Raw genomic sequence first — 17,417 nt, 5'->3', positions numbered from 1 at the left:
GATGAGGAGTATGTGAGTCGTGAGTATGTTTCATGCCACTCTTTTTTTATGTAAGAGTGCAGAAAGGAAGATTAATTTGAAAATAAAAACACCCGCTTTTTTAAATAAAAGGCTCGGATTTTTTTCTTTACTAGCAGTTTTGTTATGGGTCAAAACAATTGCTACTTATCTATTTGAGTTTCATTTAGGAATTGACAGTGGGATTCAGTACTTCATCTTGTTCATCAACCCAATTGCAACAACTATCCTTCTTTTAGGGATTGCCTTATATGTTAGACGAACGAAAGCAGCGTATATCACGATGCTTGTCATCTATTTCTTGTTGACCTTGCTCTTATTTTCTAACATCATCTACTATCGTGAGTTCACTGATTTTATTACGATCAACGCGATTTTAGGCGCAGGAAAAGTTGCAAGTGGTTTAGGAGAAAGTGCGATACGGTTGTTCCGTCCCTATGATGTCCTTTATTGGATCGATATCGTTCTGATCATTGCCCTTTTAGCAACGAAAAAAATCAAAATGGATGAACGTCCGATCCGCGCTCGGATGGCGTTTGCTTTTTCTACTTTAGCGATCATGATCTTTTCAGGAAATCTCTTTTTAGCTGAAGCAGATCGTCCAGAGTTATTGACACGTACCTTCTCTCGTGATTATTTAGTTAAGTATCTTGGACTAAACGCATTCATGGTGTATGACGGTATCCAAACTTACCAAACGAACCAAGTACGCGCAGAAGCAAGTCCAAATGACATGAAAGAAGTAGCAACGTATGTCAAAGAACATTATGCGCAACCAAACCAAGACCTATTCGGATTAGCTGAAGGTAAAAATGTTATCTATATCCACTTGGAAAGCTTGCAACAATTTGTGATCGATTATAAATTGACCGACGAAAATGGTGTAGAACATGAAGTAACACCTTTCTTGAACAGCTTGTTCCATAGTAATGAGACATTTAGTTTTGATAACTTCTTCCACCAAGTAAAAGCAGGAAAAACAAGTGATGCCGAAACATTGATGGAAAACTCATTATTCGGTTTGAACCAAGGTTCATTGTTCACTCAATTAGGCGGCAAAAATACATTTGAAGCTGCACCAAACATTTTAAAACAAACAAAAGGTTATACAAGTGCCGTATTCCACGGAAATGCTGGTACATTCTGGAACCGTAATGAAACATATAAGAGTTTTGGTTATGATTACTTCTTTGATGCGTCTTACTACGACGTGAATGATGACAACTCATTCCAATACGGTTTACATGATAAACCATTCTTTGAACAATCAGTACCATACTTAGAACGGATGCAACAACCGTTCTACTCTAAATTTATTGCTGTATCCAACCACTTCCCTTATTCAAGATTCACGAATGAGGAAGCTGGATTCCCAGTAGCAAATACAAATGATGAAACAATCAATGGGTACTTTGCAACAGCCAATTATTTAGACCGAGCAGTAGAAGAATTCTTTAACTATTTAAAAGCAAGTGGCTTGTATGAAAACTCAATGATCGTCTTGTATGGAGACCATTATGGTATTTCTAATTCAAGAAACAGATCATTAGCTGAGTTGGTTGGTAAAACAAGTTCAACTTGGACGAATTTTGACAATGCAGCGATGCAACGCGTACCATACATGATCCATCTTCCAGGACAAACAAAAGGCGGGATCAATCATACGTATGGTGGACAAGTTGATGCTTTACCTACACTGCTTCACTTGTTAGGCGTGGATTCAAAAAATTATATCCAACTTGGTCAAGACCTGTTCTCACCAGACAACAATCAATTAGTGGCGTTCCGTGATGGTGATTTTGTTTCACCTAAGTACACATACTACGGTGGCGCGGTTTATCTAACAGAAACTGGCGAACTGCTTTCAGATATGACAGAAGAACAACAAGCAGAAGTCACTGCTTTGCGTGAAGCAGTCAGCAAGCAACTTGCAGTTTCAGACCAAATCAACAACGGGGATCTTCTTCGTTTCTATACAGAAAGTGGTTTAGAACCACTTGATACTTCTACGTTTGATTACAAGAATGGCTTGCAACATCTAAATGATGCTGAACGCGCACTTGGCGATAAATCAACAAGCGTCTTTAGTCAAAACAATGATCAAACAACGCAAAATCTATACGAATCAAAAACGTTCCAGGATCTTCATGGCGTTCCTGATACCGAAGAACCGACGGATAGTGATGATTCAGTAGAAAACAACTAACGAAATCACGTGATTGCAAATACCTTTGTTATCACTCAAAAAAGCACTTGCGAATATTCTTTCTGCAAGTGCTTTTTTTGTGTGAAATAATGTCTACTGTTGGTAAGAAACGCTTGTTTGATTGGGCATCGTCCAAACGAAAAGTAATTTACTTAAACCTGTCAGGTAAGATGATCATTCTGTTCATTTTATGGTCATTTCAATCAACGATTCGCCCCCTTCTTTCTTTATTTCGGTTTTTCACTAAATGAATTTCATACTTTATTCATATTCATTTTTTATACTATTCTTGAGGTGAAAAGTATGAATATGATCCGTTATTCTACGGCACGGTTACTTTATTACAAAAAACAAACTTTTTTGTATACTTTATTTTCAAGCTTTTCTGCTTTATTATTACTGATCAGCTTTAACTTATATAATTTACAAACAGCTTTACACAAACAAATCCAAGATCGGGTCTTGATGTTTGATGCTTCTGATGTCAAAGAGAATTTACCTTCTTCAGAAACGCTTCAACAAGCCTATCTGATCGTAATCAGTTGTATACTGGCACTGTTTGCATTGTGTTTCTTTTTTTTCTTTTTACACTCACTTTATAAGCATCGTATGGAAATAATCAATTGGCGATTGGCAGGGCTATCAAAACCAAAAATGTTCTTCTTTATTTTTTGGCAATCGTTGATTCCGTTACTCATGAGTTGTCTTGCTGTTCTTTTGCTCGTTTTTGCTTTTCAAAATGGCTATCAAACATTACTTCAAAAAATCAATTTGACCTTGTTGAATTTCTTCGAATTACCAAATCTACCAACTGTCTTTTCATCTGGAAATGGTTTATCGATTTCGATTGACCAAAACACTTTTTTTATGATTGATTTTTTTAGCGATAACTTTTTAACTGATACCTTAAAAGGAATTGGGCAGACGATCATCTGTTTAGTTAGTATTAGTACATTGCTTAGTACCTGTCTATTCATGATTTCAAATCGACTTTTAAAAAGAAAGAAGCTGATCATTGATGAACCCACATGATTCACTGATATCGTTTAACGGTTTTACTGTTTTGCTTGGTTCTAAAGCCGAGCAGCAACTGATTTTTTCAGAGATAAAAGAGCAACTCCTTACTTCTGAACGTACAGATGTGATGATCGTTCAAAAAAACTGGCCCTTCTTCCCTTACCTCAATTTAAAGGAACAAGTATTTTTAGATATCTCTGAAAAACAAAAGAAGTCCAAACAGGAAGATATTCAAAGCAAGCTGATGATCGACTCCTCTTGCTTAAAAAAAGCAGTGGATGAATTAAATACATTTGAAAAAATCAAATTACAACTTATGCACGCGATCCTTGCTGAGAAAACGAATTTGATCATTGAAGATCCTATCGATGATCTTTCGATTACTGAAATCCAAGATCTCTTAGTCCATTTATGTGATCTAGTCAACGAGTTTTCTTTTTCTATCCTTTTATTGACACACGATCTCTCGATTGCGGAAAGTCCATATGTCAACTTTTGTAAAGAAGCAAGTTAAAATTTGATTCTCTTTCAAGCAAAAACGCTAAAGCAAGATTCTTGCCTTAGCGTTTTTTTGTTGTTCAGTTATTCGATCTCCACATCTGGTAGTTTGACAGTAAAGGTCGTTCCTTTGCCTAACTCGCTCGTGACATCAAGCTTTCCTTTATGCAGTCGAACTAATTGTTGGACGATTGGTAAGCCTAACCCAGACTCACCGTATTTGGTATTTTTTCTAGATGGATCGACTTTGTAATAGCGATCCCATATACTTTTCATTTGTTGTTCTGACATGCCGATCCCTGTATCAGTCACTTTGATGATCGTTTCAAGATACCCTTTTTCTAAAGTGACCGTGATCGTTCCATTTTCAGTGAATTGGATCGCATTTTGGATAATGTTGACCATGATTTGCACAAAACGATCATAATCAGCATATACATCTAATTGCTCTGGTGCTTCTAAAATCAATTGGTTGCCCGCAGCTTCTGCTTTTGATTCCAATTGGGCAACGATATTTTTCAAAGTTTCTGTGCCATCAAATTTCTTGATGACCATACTGATTTGATTCGTTCTGATTTTTTCATAATCTAGATTCTCATTGACTAAACGAATAAGACGTTCGGTCTCGTTCTTCATCAACTTGATAGCATTGTCTCGTTGATTTTCTGGGATGGCATTATACTCTAAACCTTCCAACAAGCCATTGATCGTTGTTAATGGCGTCCGCATCTCATGAGACGCATCTGCCATGAATTGCCGGCGACGATTTTCTTGTTCTTCGATTTCTGCACGTGACTCTTTCAGGGAATTCGTCATCTTATTGAAATCGTCTGCTAACTCATCAAATTCATCTTTGTCGTTGACTGGTAACTGCACATCAAAATTGCCGTTTGTCACCTCTTTGGTGGCATTTCTCAATCGATTGATCCGTTTCACTTGGAACGCAGCAAACGCATAGCTGGCAATGATGGCAATAATACTTGAGAAAATGAACCCTTTAAATAGATTCAAGGTCACTGAGCGCACACTATTATCGATGTTTCTTGCAGGTTGGCTGACGACCAGTCCTCCATAAAATTCATGGTTCAAGTTAAAAGGAACCAACGCATATGAGGTGGCTTGATTTTCTCCTGCAATATTTTTATTGGAGGTGAACTTGACTTGTCGGCCATTTTTCAAGCTTTCCCATTGATTGGCGGTGATCGTAAAATTTAAGTAAACGCCAGCGGTTGGATAGATGACACGCTCATACTTATCAATAAAGATAAAGTTGACATTTTGTTCCGTCAACACTTGTTCGGTCAATTCCAAGGCATTTTGGAATGCCTGATCTTGATTGAATTGAGAAAACGTATCTGCAAAAGTTTGCGTCGTTTTTTCCACTGATTCAGCATAGCCAAAGAGTTGTTGGTAATTATTTTCTTCGATCGTCTGCTTCGTCAATTGGGTAAAAGAAATGCCGACGATCAAGATGATCATGGCGATCATCCCACAAAAGGCAAGTAGTTGTTGATATAAATAACGCATCAGGCAACACCTGAATCATCAAATTTATAGCCTACGCCCCAGACTGTTTGGATCACTTGTGGGCCTACTTTCTCAATTTTTTGACGCAGTTTTTTGATATGTGCATCGACAGTTCGTTCATCCCCAAAGTATTGGTAATCCCAAACTAGTTCCAATAACTGTTCTCTTGAAAAAACTTGTCTTGGTTTTTTTGCTAATGTAAATAAAAGATCGAATTCTTTAGGTGTCAAACCATCGATCGGCTTGTTGTTCAAATAAGCTTCACGTGTTTTCGTATTCATTTTGAAATGATCGGTTTGGATATCAAAGTGTTGATCAGATAAGGTACTTTCTTCTTTCGTTTCCACTAACTCACTGCGGCGGTGTAAGGCCTTCATACGGGCAATCAATGTTAATGGGCTAAAAGGTTTCGTGACGTAATCATCTGCCCCCATTTCTAAACCGATCACTTGATCACTTTCAGAATCACGGGCAGTCAACATAATGATCGGTACAGTACTAGATACTTTGCGGATTTCTCGTCCAACCATCATGCCATCCATTGTCGGTAGATTCAGATCTAACGTGACCATATCCCAGTGCTGTGGATTTTCTAAAAACGCATCTAATCCTTCTTTTCCATCATATTTAAAGGTTGCTTCCCAACCTTCATTCAAAAAAAACATCTGCATCATTTCAGATACGGATTGATTATCTTCAATCATTAAAATGTTCATGCTCGTCTCCTCCATTTTCCAAATCGTAAGTTTGTAATTTCTTTTCTGTTAATATAAAAATCGGCATGATTGGAAAAACTAAGACCAACATTTCAATAATGAAAAAATTTGTATGGCCTGTCGCTTTCAACCAGTACCCGATCAGAGTCATCAATAAACCAAAAAGAAAGAAATATTTTCCGCTCGTTCGTTGGGCGATCTGCCAATGTGCGTCAGATTTAGCAGCACGTTCTGAATGATAACCGTATAAAGGCAAGTTACCTTTAGAAGGTAAAATCAAAAATAAGAGACCTATTAAGGTTAAAAAGGCACCTACTGTTAAAAAAATCATTATTTCACTCCCCAATCTCTGTCTATAGTATACTCTAAAATGTTTGTTGAACCAATAAGTTCAGTAATTCTTCACGAAACGTTTGTCTTTTGTTCATTCTTTGATAAGATAAGGGTATTCAATTGAAAAAGGAGTTTTATTTGTGACAAACTATAAAGCAATCACATTTTTTGATCTCGATGGGACTTTACTAGATGGAAATTCTAAAATCACTCCTGGGATCGCCGCAGCCATTCAAGCGCTAAAAGACAATGATATCCTTCCTGTTATCGCTACAGGACGTACAGAAATGGAAATCAGACAAATCATGCGTGATGCGGGTATCACCTCTGCTGCAACAATGAACGGATCGTGTATCAGTGTTGAGGGAGAAGAAATCTATTCTGTTCGTTTTTCTAAGGAAGAATGTCAAAAAATGCGTGACCATATCGAAGAGCAAGGCCATGCACTTTGTTTTTATAACCGAGATAATATTTGGAGTACACATCACACGGAGACTATGAGAAAAGCTTATGGCTTTATCCATTCAGATGTCCCGCCGATCGATCCTTCGGCTTTTCAAGATCATCCGATCAATATGTTGTTGATCCTTTCAGAATCAGGCGACGAATACTATCATGAACATTTTCCAGAATTGACTTTTTACCGCAATAGTCCGTATTCGATCGATACAGTTAAAAAAGGTATTTCAAAAGGTGCTGGTGTCAAACGATTGAAAGAAACCTTAAACTTAGAAAACATTCCAACTTTTGGTTTTGGTGATGGCCCTAATGACTTCGCTTTGCTTCAAGCTTGTGATCATAAAATCGCAATGGGCAATGCGTATGATGAGTTGAAAGAAATTGCCACGTTCATTACAAAGAAAAATACTGAGGGCGGAATCGTTCACGCATTGAAGCATTTTGACTTGATTTGATCGTCTGTTATAGCACAACTAGCTATTTCGATATTCCATCTAAATAACTGAATCTCATAAAAAAGCCCTAGTTATTATCTAAAGTTCAAGGACTCTAACTAGGGCATTGTGCTATACTTTTTTTGACAGTAAAGTTTAATGACGGTGGTGACTTCTGGAAGGTGGTGGTGCTTATGGAAATAAGTACAGAAATCTATGAAAGGAGAAACCTTTTGTCTGCATATGAGACAATTCAAACGATCGTAGCTTTCGGTATGTTTACCATTGCTTTGATCAGTTTGGTTGTGGAACTGCTTAAAAACGACAAAACGAAATAGCCGTCACTTTAGCGGAGGACGACTATTTCTACTGAAATAAGTTAAAGCTTTGCCACCGTCTTTAGCGGTGCTGTCAAAAGGAACTGTTGACGCAGTTCCTTTTTTCATCTTTATTATAGCATAGCACGGACGATTCAGCCATTGTTATCTAAACACATGGTTGGAAATTTGATCTAGTCAACATCTCTCAAGTGACAAATAATCACCTTTATTTTTACTATCTCTTATCAACCTTTAAAACTTAAATACTTGTATTGTCATCAATCGATGTCGATCATCACTTCAACCGTTTGCAGTGGTACGTCATAAAACCGATCTTCGCGACGTCCTAAGAAATCTTTGGCTTGCTGAGGGAATAACGCATAACTCAAAAGATCTTCTGTTGATTTTGCATAGTCGCTGATTTCTTTTTCGAATTGAGGCAATTGTGGTGCCAATAAATCGGCGGGTCGTACAGTGAGTACTTCGTCTTCTCCGATGATTTTTTGTTTGATCTCTTCAGCAATCGGTGCTGGCGGACGGCCATATAGTCCACGGACGTATTCTTTGATTTCAGTTGGGACGAGCTTGTAGCGGTCACCAGAAATCACATTCATCAAGGCCTGTGTTCCTACCATTTGAGATAATGGGGTGACAAGTGGTGGAAACCCAAGATCTGATCGAACTTTTGGTACTTCTGCTAATACTTCCTCATATTTATCTTGTAGTCCTTGTTCGGTTAGTTGGCTCAAAAGATTCGATAACATACCTCCAGGGACTTGGTAAATCAACGTTTTGGGTTCGATATCCTTTACTTTGGGATTTAACATCCCTTCGTTTCGAAAACGATCTCTTAGCGGATTAAAGTATTCTGCTATTTCTGTGATCTTTTTCATGTCTAATCCTGTATCATAGCCCATCTCTGCAAGGACCAAAGCCATTGATTCCGTTGCAGGTTGGCTCGTGCCACCGGCAAAAGAAGAGATCGCTGTATCGATGATATCTGCTCCTGCTTCTACCACTTTTAAATACGTCATTTCGGCGATACCACTTGTGGCGTGCGTATGGACTTCTAAAGGTAATGGGACAGCATCCTTGATCCGACTGATCAATTCATACCCTGTTTGTGGTGTTAGTACTCCTGCCATATCTTTGATACATAAAGAATCGGCACCTGTAGCAGCCATTTCTTTTGCTAATTTAACAAAATAATCGATTGTGTGGATCTCACTGGTCGTGTAAGAAATGGCTGTTTGGCAATGTCCACCAGCTTCTTTGGCTGTCACGATCGATGTTTGTAAATTACGGACATCATTCAATGCGTCAAAAACACGAATAATGTCGATCCCATTTTCGATCGATTTTTCGACAAATTCTCTTACTACATCATCTGCGTAATTTTTATAGCCAAGTAGATTTTGTCCACGCAGTAACATTTGCAGTTTTGTATTTTTTACTTGTGAGCGAATCAGACGCAAGCGTTCCCAAGGGTCTTCATTCAAGTAACGTAAGCAAGCATCAAAGGTTGCACCTCCCCACATCTCTAATGAATGATAACCTGCTTCATCTAGCGTGGTCAAAATCGGCAACATGTCTGCTGTAGTCATTCTTGTAGCAATCAAACTCTGTTGACCATCACGCAAGACAGTTTCCATCATTTGGATTTTTTTCCCCATTTACTCCCTTCCTTTCTCAACGAGTTGTTGGATATGGTTACGTATTTCTTGGAATGGATGTTTCTGTTGACGGCTACATACTTTAGCTTCTTCGGAACAAATGAAACACGTCCGTTGCTTATAACCCAGCATGTCACGACTGACTGGTTGAAGCTGTCCTTCTTCCCAAAAAAGAACGTCTAGATCTACGAGTCGCCCAAAAAGACAAGTTTCTTCAAGTTCGATCATGCGTTTTTTTAGTGTCTCTTTTCCTAATGGAAGAACTAAAAAATACTCGTAACCCGTTTTTTTCTTGCGATATAAATGAACCAATGGTCTGACCTCTGAAACACTTTTTTCGACAGCATCGATCATCACATGAAATACTTGTGCGATTTCTTCTGACGTTTTGACAGGCCCCGGTATATTCATGGTTGCTGAAAGCAATACCGCTTGTGGATTTGCTTTTAATAAATTTTTTTGGATATTCGCCCGTACTTCTTTTGCATGAAGAATTTCTTCATGCGTTACTGTTGGGCCGTCAAATAACATGCTAAACATTTCTGACCACGTCGATCAAGGTACCATCACGATACTCAACTAAAGCAACGACTTTTTCGCCATACTGGATCGGTGATGGTTCTCCAACGATGTCGTATGCTTTTTGTTTCAGTTCGTCAATCGTATACTTAGGAATATCTACTTCCTTGAAATAGTCAATCAGATCTTGGCGTTTAGGATTGATTGCGATCCCTACTTCTGTGACGAGTACATCGATGCTCGTTCCGGGAGTCACAACTGTATTGACATGATCCACGACAGTCGGTATTCGTCCACGAATCAGCGGGGTGATCACCAGACTCATTTTGCAGCCTTTGCTTGTATCTGGATGACCACCCACCGCACCGCGAATCACACCATCTGAGCCGGTCATCACATTGACGTTGTAATCTGTATCGATCTCCAAGGCAGACAAGATTGCTGTATCTAGCTGATTCACCATTGCGCCTTTACTTGCCGGTGAAGCATACATACTCGCATCGATTTCATAGTGCTTGCTATTTTCTCCTAAAGAAATGGCGGATAAATGATCGAAATCTTGGACATCAATGATTTTTTCAACTAGCCCTTCCTCCAATAATTCTGCCATTGCATTTGTAATTCCACCTAATACAAAACTAGCGGTCATTTGATCTTTGAGCATTGCTTCTCGCAAAAAGCGAGTCACTGCCAGTGCAGCGCCACCTGTGCCAGTTTGGAAAGAGAAGCCTTGCTGATAATACGGCGAGTGAGTGATGACTTTTGCAGCATATTCCGCGATCAACAGTTCTTTCGGATTTTTGGTAAAGCGGGTCGCCCCTTTCGCAATCCCTTCAGGGTCACCTATTGCTTCAACTTTCACGACATAATCGACATCCGTCTGCGCAATACTGATAGGCGTATTGGGAAAATCCACCAAAGTATCTGTGAGGATGACGACTTGATCTGCATATTTTGCATCGATCATGGCATAGCCTAATGAGCCACAAGTGGCTTTTCCAGCAGTTCCATTCGCATTTCCGTATTCATCAGAACTTGGAGCGCCTAAAAAAGCGACATCGATAGGCAGATCACCTGTTGCAATAGCTCGCGCTCTTCCGCCATGTGAACGAATGACTACTGGTTTTTCCATCACACCTTCTGAAATGGCAGCCCCTACTTTGTCCCGTAAGCCACTTGTGGTAATACCAGTTACTACCCCATTTTTGATATGCTCGATCAAGGGTTCATGGACATTGGCTATTGAGCTTGGTGCAATCGTAAGGTCTTTGATCCCCATCTGTGCGATTTCTTCCATAACCATATTTAACACAAAGTCCCCTTCACGGAAATGATGATGAAAAGAAATCGTCATGCCATCTTTCAAACCAGTTTTTTCAATGGCTTCCTTGAGACTCCCAACGATTTTTTTCTCATTTGGCAATACAGGTTTAATTTTCCGACTGGCTTCTTTGTATGTTTCAACATGCGTTAACTCACCTTCGTATAGAAGATGATTTTCCGCTACTGTTTGTGGAATCTCTTTGCCAACTTTATTTACAACCATCCTTAGATTTGCTCCTCTCTGATCAATTTTGCTGCTTTTGCGAGAGCAATCACTCTTTCCGCTCGCTCAACGATCGGTTTATCGACCATCTTGCCATTGACAGAAATCACACCTGAGCCTTTTGCTTCCGCTTCTTGAATGCCCCAGATCACTTCTTTGGCCGCTTGGATTTCTTTTTCTGTTGGTTCATACATCGCATGGACGAAAGGAATCTGACGCGGATTGATCACTGACTTCCCATCAAAGCCCAATTGTTTGATCAGACTCACTTCTTTTTGAAACCCTTCAACATTTTCTACATCGGAATAGACTGTATCGATCGCCGCAATACCAGCAGCTCTCGCTGAATGAAGAATCATATTACGAGCAAAAAATAGTTCTTGTCCATCGGGATATCGTTGCGTTTTCATATTGGTGACATAATCTTCTGCCCCTAATGCGATCCCCACTAAACGACTAGAGGCATGAGCGATCTCTCTAGCATTCAACACACCTTCTGCGGACTCGATCGCGGCCATCATTTTTGTCGTCCCAACTGGCATTTGATTCGCTTCTTCGACCGCAGTAATGACTTGATCAACATCGACGATATCTTGCGCTGTTTCTGTTTTCGGGAGTCGAATCACATTGATTCCAGCCAAAATCATTGCTTCAATGTCTTGATCGCCTCCAGCAGACAATGGATTGATTCGAACGACTGTTTCTACTTTGTTGTAATCAAATGTTTTTAATGCAAAATAAACGAGCAAACGTGCCGAATCCTTTTCTTTCAAAGATACAGCATCTTCTAAATCAAACATGATGGAATCTGCACCATACAATGGGGCATCTCTAAGCATGGCTGCATTTGCACCCGGGACAAACATCATCGTTCTCCTTAAACGTTCCATGAACCGATCTCCTTCCAATCATAACGCTCTTGTTTTGCTGCGCGATAAACGGCTGCCACGGTTCTGGCACGAATCGTGCAATCAAGTGCGCCTTTATCGGTAGCCGTCACCTTCACTCTTTCGATACCTAAATCTTGCAACGTATCCATAATGACTTTTCTGATTTGTTGGCCAAATTGTTTTTCGACACTGCTTGTCAAAGAAAGTTCAATCCCTTTATCTTCCTTTGGATCGATCGTGATCATGATATCGCTTGATTCAATCGTGCCAGCAACTGCACTTTGGTATATTTCCATGTTTAATCACCTCTGTTGTATATGGTTCTTGATATAGTTATAAGTTGAAGCGGGCAAATATACTTGTAATGTCTCATCATCCGCTTCTTTTAAAGCGCGTCGGATTTTTGTTGCGCTGATTGCTTCATTTTTTATGCGTTTTCTCGGGATAATGATCAGGGAAAGTGATTCTCCAAACACCTTCTTTAAGGTTTCGTTATAGATTTCTGTCACCTTAGAATAAGGTTCTTCACCGACAAGTCGGCTTTCGATTGCTAATATTGGTGCAATTTTTTCTTTAAAAAGCTGTGCGTCTAGCGTAGCTTGCGCGATTGTTGCTTTTTCTGTGGCATGGTCTTTTAAAAAATATGCAGGAAATGTGGCGGAAGAAATCAGATAATCTTCTGTTGGTAAGATCGTCACATTAGTTAAATGTGCCACCCCTTGCTTGACCATCTCCAAGCGGTCGTCAAAGGAAAATTCTGAGCGATCTTCTGATAAGACGAAAAGATAGACTTGATCTGCTTTTTTTGATGCACATTCAACCAAGTATTGGTGACCTTTTGTAAAAGGATTCGCATTCATCACAATCCCACATCCTGTTCCTTCCTTCTTTTTTTTCTTCAACATGCCAAGATAGTCATGAAAATCCGGTGTCCCATATTCCATAAACAAAATGGTTGCTGTGGCAATGATTTCTTTCAATCCCAGCGCTCGAAAAAATGTTTGATTACCTGGGCTAGTGTAGACAAAGAAATGTCTCCGATTTTCTTCAGACAAATGATCGATCAATTCCTGAACGATTTTTGTTAATAGATTTTCTGATTGATATGTTTTCTCCACAACCAAATATTTCAAGATATTTCTTTCATACGAACCGGTTGCGATCAGTTGTTCTTCTTTATAGATCCCGACTGTATAGTCAACTTTTTCATCGATGGCAAGATCCGCTTGTGTAACTAGTGCGAGCCATTGCTGATATGCATGCTGATCTTTTTCCAACCATAATCGTTTTATTTTATACATGATCAAACCCTTCTTTTATTTTCGTACTGGAAACAACCGGCTCAAGAGCATCGAAGCGAAATAGATGATCAAGATAACAACGAAAACCCCACCCCATCCTAAAACTAGTAGTTCAAGCGATTTGATTAATTCTGCAGACATTGTCTTTCTCCTTTCTTAGACCAACAAGGCGAGCAATAAGCCACCGGCAATCACTGAAGCAATCTGACCAGACACATTGGCCCCAGCGGCGTGCATCAAGATGAAGTTCTGTGGATCTTCTTCTGTCGCCATTTTCTGTATGACCCGACTAGACATTGGAAATGCTGAGATTCCTGCTGCTCCGATCATTGGATTGATTTTCTCTTTTCGGAATAAATTCAATAGTTTCGCAAACAACACGCCACCGATCGAATCCATAATAAAAGCAACTAGCCCTAACCCAATGACCATCAAGGTATCAATCTGTAAAAATTCTTCATACTGCATTTTGACCGAAATGGATATCCCCAATAAAATACTGATAAGATTCACCAACTCGTTTTGGGCAGTGATCGACAGACGTTCCAATACTCCACACTCCCGTAACAAATTACCAAACATCAAAAAACCGACTAATGGCAAAGAAACAGGTGCAATCAAACCGGCGACGACCGAGATCACTAAGGGAAACAGGATTTTTGCTGTTTGCGATACTTCTCCTGCCCGATAAGTCATGCGGATCTGCCGTTCTTTTCTTGTTGTTACAGCTTTGATCGCTACCGGCTGGATGATCGGTACTAACGCCATATACGAATAGGCAGCCACCATGATGGCCCCCATATATTTGGAGTTCAACGTATTCGCGACAAAAATGGATGTTGGCCCATCTGCTGCTCCGATGATCCCGATGGAAGCCGCATCATTCATATCAAATCCTAATAGGATGGCTACAATGATCGTAAAGAAAATCCCAAACTGGGCAGCCGCTCCAAAGAGTAATAAAAACGGATTTTGTAACAATGGGCCAAAATCGATCATCGCACCGATCCCGATGAATAATAAAAGTGGAAACAGCTCCGTTGTGATTCCCATATCAAACAATATTTGGAATGCTCCTGCCTCGCCACCAGCACTTAGAACCCCTGAATTGGGAAAATTGACTAAAATCGTACCTAACCCCATTGGAACAAGCAACGTCGGTTCATATTCTTTTTTGATCCCAAGATACATGAGGACGCCGCCAATCAACATCATCACGATCCGACCCGGCTCTTGCCCCATTCCAATAACTCCTTCAATAAGTGTTTCCACACATGTCACTTCCTTTACCTAATCTAGAGTGAGCCACTCTGCTTTTAAACGATACTTTCTTAACTGATCGTGATAAGTGGATCACCAGGATTCACCATCTCACCTTGCCCAATATGGATACCAGTCACTTTGCCGGCTTTACCAGCAACGATCTCATTTTCCATTTTCATTGCTTCTAAGATCATCAACGGTTGATTGACTTCTACCACCTCACCGATTGAAACTAGTACGCGAGAAATCGTTCCCGGCATCGGGGAAGCCATCGCATCCGCTCCGGCTGCAACTGAGGATTTCACTTCCGGTTCTTTAGGTGATTCCTTCGTCGGCACTACGGTTTCAACTGGAGTGGCACGTTCAACCATAGGAACTGGACGTGTTTGTGTGCCTTCTCCGATTTCTTCCATTTCCACTAAATATTCTTTTCCATCAATTGAGATTTTGAACTTCCGCAACATTTTTTCTCCTCCAAAATAATTTATTTTTTGGTTATTTTTCGTATCACGAATTGACTATGAGGATGAGCTTCTGCTCCCACAGCCGCAGCAATTAGCGAAACCAAGACCATTTCTGGATTTCGTTGCTTAATTTTTTTTATGACAAAGCGACTTGCTGGATAATGTTCCGCTGCTAAACTTGCAGCTATCACGCTGACACGTTCAATATCTGCTGGCGAAACATCAATATATGCAGGAACCGCTATCATTTCATCTGTTTCTTCTTTGTTCCTCTCTTCCACCATCGAAGAGGAAGTCTTTATTGCTTGTTGCTGCTTGTTGAAACGTTTTTTAAACAGCCCCATACTTCTTGCTCCTTTCTTCTTTCTATCCTTATTTTCATTATAGGAGGATTGAACCAATTTTGTTTTCCAAAATGAAATAAGATTGTTTTTTTGTTGTTTCTTTTTCTAAAAACAGGAATAAAAAGCACGAGAATCATTGATACAAAAGCTTTTTCATTGAATTAATGTTCTGTTAAGGTACGGTTAAGCATACGCTAAGATTAACTAGACCAAATTGTTTTTTTCATGTTCTTTTTCATCCCTAAACCTATCATCCTTTTAAAATATTGCTTATCCTAGAGTCGTCAAGACGACGTCGATGATAGAAAACACCATTCTTTCTATCCTTTGAAGGGTTTTCTATCCACTTGATTTTGATAACGCTTACAAATGATGCAATCAGAAAAGGAGAAGAATATGCTACTAACCGTTTTATCTTATGCGATGATCATTATTTTTATGTATGTCATCATGAAAAAGAAAATGTCTCCATTTACCTCTCTAGTGGTTATTCCACTTTTGTTTACTTTAGTTGCAATGATTTCCGGTGCTTCAAAGAAAGGAAATATTGGCGATTTTGTATTAGAAGGAATCAAAACAACTTCAAATACAGGAATCATGCTATTATTTGCCATTTTATATTTTTCGATCATGTTAGATGCCGGACTATTTGATCCAATCACAAAGAAAATGATCTATTTTGCTAAAGGCGATCCAATGAAAGTCTTGATGGCAACCGCGATTGTCGCTGCCACCGTCTCCTTGAATGGTGATGGAACAACGACCACGTTGATTTGTTGCTCTGCCTTTATTCCTATCTACAAAAAGTTGAACATGAAAATGATGAACCTAGGGGTATTGATCATTCTGCAAAATACGATCATGAATCTATTGCCTTGGGGCGGACCAACCGCTCGAGCAATGGCTGTCTTAGAAGTTGATGCGGATATTTTGTCTTACTTAGCGCCTGGAATGATCTTATCTCTACTTTATGTCATCTTTTTTGTTGCCCGCCGAATGGGGAAACAAGAACGGACTCGTTTAGGTATCACTCAATTATCCAATGAAGAAATCGAAGAGATCACTAAGATCACCGATCCTGAAACAGCAAAAATACGCCGTCCTAAGAATTTTATTTTCAATGGAATACTTACGATCGCACTGATTGCTTGGCTAGTGGCTAGCTCGTTTATCTCTTCGATCGCCTTGCCTCCACTTCTCCTATTTTTAGTAGGGACTTGTATTGCTTTGATGGTAAATTACCCCATTCTTAAAGATCAATCAGCACGGATCGGTGCAAATGGTGGTGATGCCGTCCAAGTTGTAATTTTAGTTTTTGCAGCCGGTGTGTTCATGGGCTTGTTCCAAGGATCTGGAATGGCAGAAGCATTAGCAAACAGTTTTACGTATCTCATTCCAAAACAATTAGCCGGCTTCTGGGGATTGGTTATCGCTTTGATTTCAGCACCAGGTACCTTCTTTATTTCAAATGATGGCTTTTACTTTGGGGTATTGCCAGTCTTAGCAGAAGCTGGTCATACTTATGGATTCACGAATATGCAAATGGCCCTTGCCTCTTTGATGGGTCAAGCCTTCCACTTGCTAAGTCCATTAGTTGCTTTTATCTACCTTCTACTACGTTTGACTGGATTGGATATGGGAAAATGGCAAAGAGAAGCCGGAAAATATGCCTTAGGTATTTTTATTATTTTTATCATCACAATTATCCTTTTAGGACATATGCCGTTTTATATCCCACAATAAAAAAAAATCCGTTCTGAGAAAGACTCCGTAACAACTGAAAATAAGCGATTCGATCTTTTCACTGATACGGAGTTTTTCATAGGCGGTATTACACCATACACTTTATTCCGATTGATCAAACAAAAGTCACTCACTTTTTTCATTCG

19 protein-coding genes are annotated in these 17,417 nt (G+C 39.5%); 6 read left to right on the top strand and 13 right to left on the bottom strand.

The window, feature by feature from the left end:
• The first annotated feature begins 76 nt into the window (after positions 1 to 76).
• The 3 genes from JZO83_RS03785 (at position 77) to JZO83_RS03775 (ending at position 3,755) form a co-directional block, all read left to right on the top strand.
• On the top strand, positions 77 to 2,224 hold the full coding sequence (locus tag JZO83_RS03785) for an LTA synthase family protein (protein ID WP_207115003.1): 2,148 nt from the start codon (positions 77 to 79) through the stop codon (positions 2,222 to 2,224).
• 303 nt (positions 2,225 to 2,527) lie between these two features.
• Complete coding sequence (locus JZO83_RS03780) at positions 2,528 to 3,256, top strand: hypothetical protein (RefSeq protein WP_206859089.1); 729 nt, start codon at positions 2,528 to 2,530, stop codon at positions 3,254 to 3,256.
• On the top strand, positions 3,243 to 3,755 hold the full coding sequence (locus JZO83_RS03775) for a hypothetical protein (RefSeq protein WP_206859091.1): 513 nt from the start codon (positions 3,243 to 3,245) through the stop codon (positions 3,753 to 3,755). The genes JZO83_RS03780 and JZO83_RS03775 overlap by 14 nt, the downstream gene beginning before the upstream one ends.
• Before the next feature lie 68 nt (positions 3,756 to 3,823).
• Here JZO83_RS03775 and JZO83_RS03770 read toward each other — a convergent pair whose 3' ends face one another.
• Genes JZO83_RS03770 through JZO83_RS03760 form a run of 3 tightly spaced genes read right to left on the bottom strand, consistent with a single transcriptional unit; the run spans position 3,824 to position 6,313 of the window.
• Positions 3,824 to 5,266 carry a HAMP domain-containing sensor histidine kinase gene (locus JZO83_RS03770; RefSeq protein WP_206859092.1) on the bottom strand — a complete coding sequence of 481 codons (1,443 nt, stop codon included), beginning with the start codon at positions 5,264 to 5,266 and terminating at the stop codon, positions 3,824 to 3,826.
• Complete coding sequence (locus JZO83_RS03765) at positions 5,266 to 5,982, bottom strand: response regulator transcription factor (protein ID WP_206859094.1); 717 nt, start codon at positions 5,980 to 5,982, stop codon at positions 5,266 to 5,268. Before JZO83_RS03765 ends, JZO83_RS03770 begins: the two co-directional genes overlap by 1 nt.
• The gene (locus tag JZO83_RS03760) at positions 5,963 to 6,313 is read right to left on the bottom strand and encodes an SdpI family protein (protein WP_206859096.1); all 351 of its coding nucleotides are present in this window, start codon (positions 6,311 to 6,313) and stop codon (positions 5,963 to 5,965) included. The genes JZO83_RS03765 and JZO83_RS03760 overlap by 20 nt, the downstream gene beginning before the upstream one ends.
• 142 nt (positions 6,314 to 6,455) lie before the next feature.
• Here JZO83_RS03760 and JZO83_RS03755 point away from each other — a divergent pair, with 142 nt between their 5' ends.
• Both JZO83_RS03755 and pepG1 read left to right on the top strand, forming a co-directional pair.
• A complete protein-coding gene (locus tag JZO83_RS03755) occupies positions 6,456 to 7,229 on the top strand; it encodes a Cof-type HAD-IIB family hydrolase (protein ID WP_207115002.1) in 774 nt (257 codons plus the stop codon).
• A 173-nt stretch (positions 7,230 to 7,402) separates the two neighbouring features.
• Entirely contained in the window at positions 7,403 to 7,546 is a 144-nt protein-coding gene (pepG1, locus tag JZO83_RS03750) for a type I toxin-antitoxin system toxin PepG1 (protein WP_206859099.1), read from the top strand.
• A gap of 260 nt (positions 7,547 to 7,806) precedes the next feature.
• Here the strand turns inward: pepG1 and JZO83_RS03745 are convergent, their stop codons facing one another.
• The 10 genes from JZO83_RS03745 to JZO83_RS03705 are packed head-to-tail and all read right to left on the bottom strand — an operon-like array spanning position 7,807 to position 15,528.
• Positions 7,807 to 9,201: an oxaloacetate decarboxylase subunit alpha gene (locus JZO83_RS03745; RefSeq protein WP_206859101.1), complete on the bottom strand. Its 1,395-nt coding sequence runs from the start codon at positions 9,199 to 9,201 to the stop codon at positions 7,807 to 7,809.
• Positions 9,202 to 9,741: a citrate lyase holo-[acyl-carrier protein] synthase gene (gene citX, locus JZO83_RS03740; protein WP_207115001.1), complete on the bottom strand. Its 540-nt coding sequence runs from the start codon at positions 9,739 to 9,741 to the stop codon at positions 9,202 to 9,204.
• Positions 9,734 to 11,266 carry a citrate lyase subunit alpha gene (gene citF, locus JZO83_RS03735; RefSeq protein ID WP_206859103.1) on the bottom strand — a complete coding sequence of 511 codons (1,533 nt, stop codon included), beginning with the start codon at positions 11,264 to 11,266 and terminating at the stop codon, positions 9,734 to 9,736. Before citF ends, citX begins: the two co-directional genes overlap by 8 nt.
• 2 nt (positions 11,267 to 11,268) lie before the next feature.
• On the bottom strand, positions 11,269 to 12,156 hold the full coding sequence (gene citE / locus JZO83_RS03730) for a citrate (pro-3S)-lyase subunit beta (protein ID WP_206859105.1): 888 nt from the start codon (positions 12,154 to 12,156) through the stop codon (positions 11,269 to 11,271).
• Complete coding sequence (gene citD / locus JZO83_RS03725) at positions 12,144 to 12,452, bottom strand: citrate lyase acyl carrier protein (RefSeq protein WP_206859112.1); 309 nt, start codon at positions 12,450 to 12,452, stop codon at positions 12,144 to 12,146. Before citD ends, citE begins: the two co-directional genes overlap by 13 nt.
• Positions 12,453 to 12,458: 6 nt before the next feature.
• Positions 12,459 to 13,457, bottom strand: a complete 999-nt coding sequence (citC, locus tag JZO83_RS03720) for a [citrate (pro-3S)-lyase] ligase (protein ID WP_206859116.1) — start codon at positions 13,455 to 13,457, stop codon at positions 12,459 to 12,461.
• 15 nt (positions 13,458 to 13,472) lie between these two features.
• Positions 13,473 to 13,598, bottom strand: coding sequence for an OadG-related small transporter subunit (locus JZO83_RS14465; protein ID WP_277989388.1), 126 nt, complete (start codon positions 13,596 to 13,598; stop codon positions 13,473 to 13,475).
• A gap of 15 nt (positions 13,599 to 13,613) precedes the next feature.
• Positions 13,614 to 14,729: a sodium ion-translocating decarboxylase subunit beta gene (locus tag JZO83_RS03715; protein WP_207115000.1), complete on the bottom strand. Its 1,116-nt coding sequence runs from the start codon at positions 14,727 to 14,729 to the stop codon at positions 13,614 to 13,616.
• A gap of 59 nt (positions 14,730 to 14,788) precedes the next feature.
• Positions 14,789 to 15,184, bottom strand: a complete 396-nt coding sequence (locus tag JZO83_RS03710; RefSeq protein ID WP_206859121.1) for an acetyl-CoA carboxylase biotin carboxyl carrier protein subunit — start codon at positions 15,182 to 15,184, stop codon at positions 14,789 to 14,791.
• Between the two features lie 20 nt (positions 15,185 to 15,204).
• Positions 15,205 to 15,528: a hypothetical protein gene (locus JZO83_RS03705; protein ID WP_206859123.1), complete on the bottom strand. Its 324-nt coding sequence runs from the start codon at positions 15,526 to 15,528 to the stop codon at positions 15,205 to 15,207.
• 396 nt (positions 15,529 to 15,924) lie between these two features.
• Between JZO83_RS03705 and JZO83_RS03700 the strand changes: the two genes are divergently transcribed.
• Positions 15,925 to 17,271 (top strand): citrate:proton symporter, encoded by a 1,347-nt coding sequence (locus JZO83_RS03700; protein ID WP_206859125.1) that lies wholly within the window; start codon positions 15,925 to 15,927, stop codon positions 17,269 to 17,271.
• The last annotated feature ends 146 nt before the right edge of the window (positions 17,272 to 17,417 follow it).

Source organism: Enterococcus sp. DIV1298c, from assembly GCF_017316315.1.
Lineage (GTDB): Bacteria > Bacillota > Bacilli > Lactobacillales > Enterococcaceae > Enterococcus_B > Enterococcus_B mangumiae.
The sequence above is the reverse complement of the archived record's forward strand: the minus strand, read 5'-3'. Positions and strand labels throughout refer to the sequence as shown.

Bases quoted from the DNA above. Each gene is read 5' to 3' on its own strand.
- JZO83_RS03780 (WP_206859089.1), top strand. From the start codon at position 2,528: ATGAATATGATCCGTTATTCTACGGCACGGTTACTTTATTACAAAAAA.
- JZO83_RS03775 (WP_206859091.1), top strand. From the start codon at position 3,243: ATGAACCCACATGATTCACTGATATCGTTTAACGGTTTTACTGTTTTG.
- JZO83_RS03770 (WP_206859092.1), bottom strand. From the start codon at position 5,266: ATGCGTTATTTATATCAACAACTACTTGCCTTTTGTGGGATGATCGCC.
- JZO83_RS03765 (WP_206859094.1), bottom strand. From the start codon at position 5,982: ATGAACATTTTAATGATTGAAGATAATCAATCCGTATCTGAAATGATG.
- JZO83_RS03760 (WP_206859096.1), bottom strand. From the start codon at position 6,313: ATGATTTTTTTAACAGTAGGTGCCTTTTTAACCTTAATAGGTCTCTTA.
- pepG1 (WP_206859099.1), top strand. From the start codon at position 7,403: ATGGAAATAAGTACAGAAATCTATGAAAGGAGAAACCTTTTGTCTGCA.
- JZO83_RS03745 (WP_206859101.1), bottom strand. From the start codon at position 9,201: ATGGGGAAAAAAATCCAAATGATGGAAACTGTCTTGCGTGATGGTCAA.
- citX (WP_207115001.1), bottom strand. From the start codon at position 9,741: ATGTTTAGCATGTTATTTGACGGCCCAACAGTAACGCATGAAGAAATT.
- citF (WP_206859103.1), bottom strand. From the start codon at position 11,266: ATGGTTGTAAATAAAGTTGGCAAAGAGATTCCACAAACAGTAGCGGAA.
- citE (WP_206859105.1), bottom strand. From the start codon at position 12,156: ATGGAACGTTTAAGGAGAACGATGATGTTTGTCCCGGGTGCAAATGCA.
- citD (WP_206859112.1), bottom strand. From the start codon at position 12,452: ATGGAAATATACCAAAGTGCAGTTGCTGGCACGATTGAATCAAGCGAT.
- citC (WP_206859116.1), bottom strand. From the start codon at position 13,457: ATGTATAAAATAAAACGATTATGGTTGGAAAAAGATCAGCATGCATAT.
- JZO83_RS14465 (WP_277989388.1), bottom strand. From the start codon at position 13,598: ATGTCTGCAGAATTAATCAAATCGCTTGAACTACTAGTTTTAGGATGG.
- JZO83_RS03710 (WP_206859121.1), bottom strand. From the start codon at position 15,184: ATGTTGCGGAAGTTCAAAATCTCAATTGATGGAAAAGAATATTTAGTG.
- JZO83_RS03705 (WP_206859123.1), bottom strand. From the start codon at position 15,528: ATGGGGCTGTTTAAAAAACGTTTCAACAAGCAGCAACAAGCAATAAAG.
- JZO83_RS03700 (WP_206859125.1), top strand. From the start codon at position 15,925: ATGCTACTAACCGTTTTATCTTATGCGATGATCATTATTTTTATGTAT.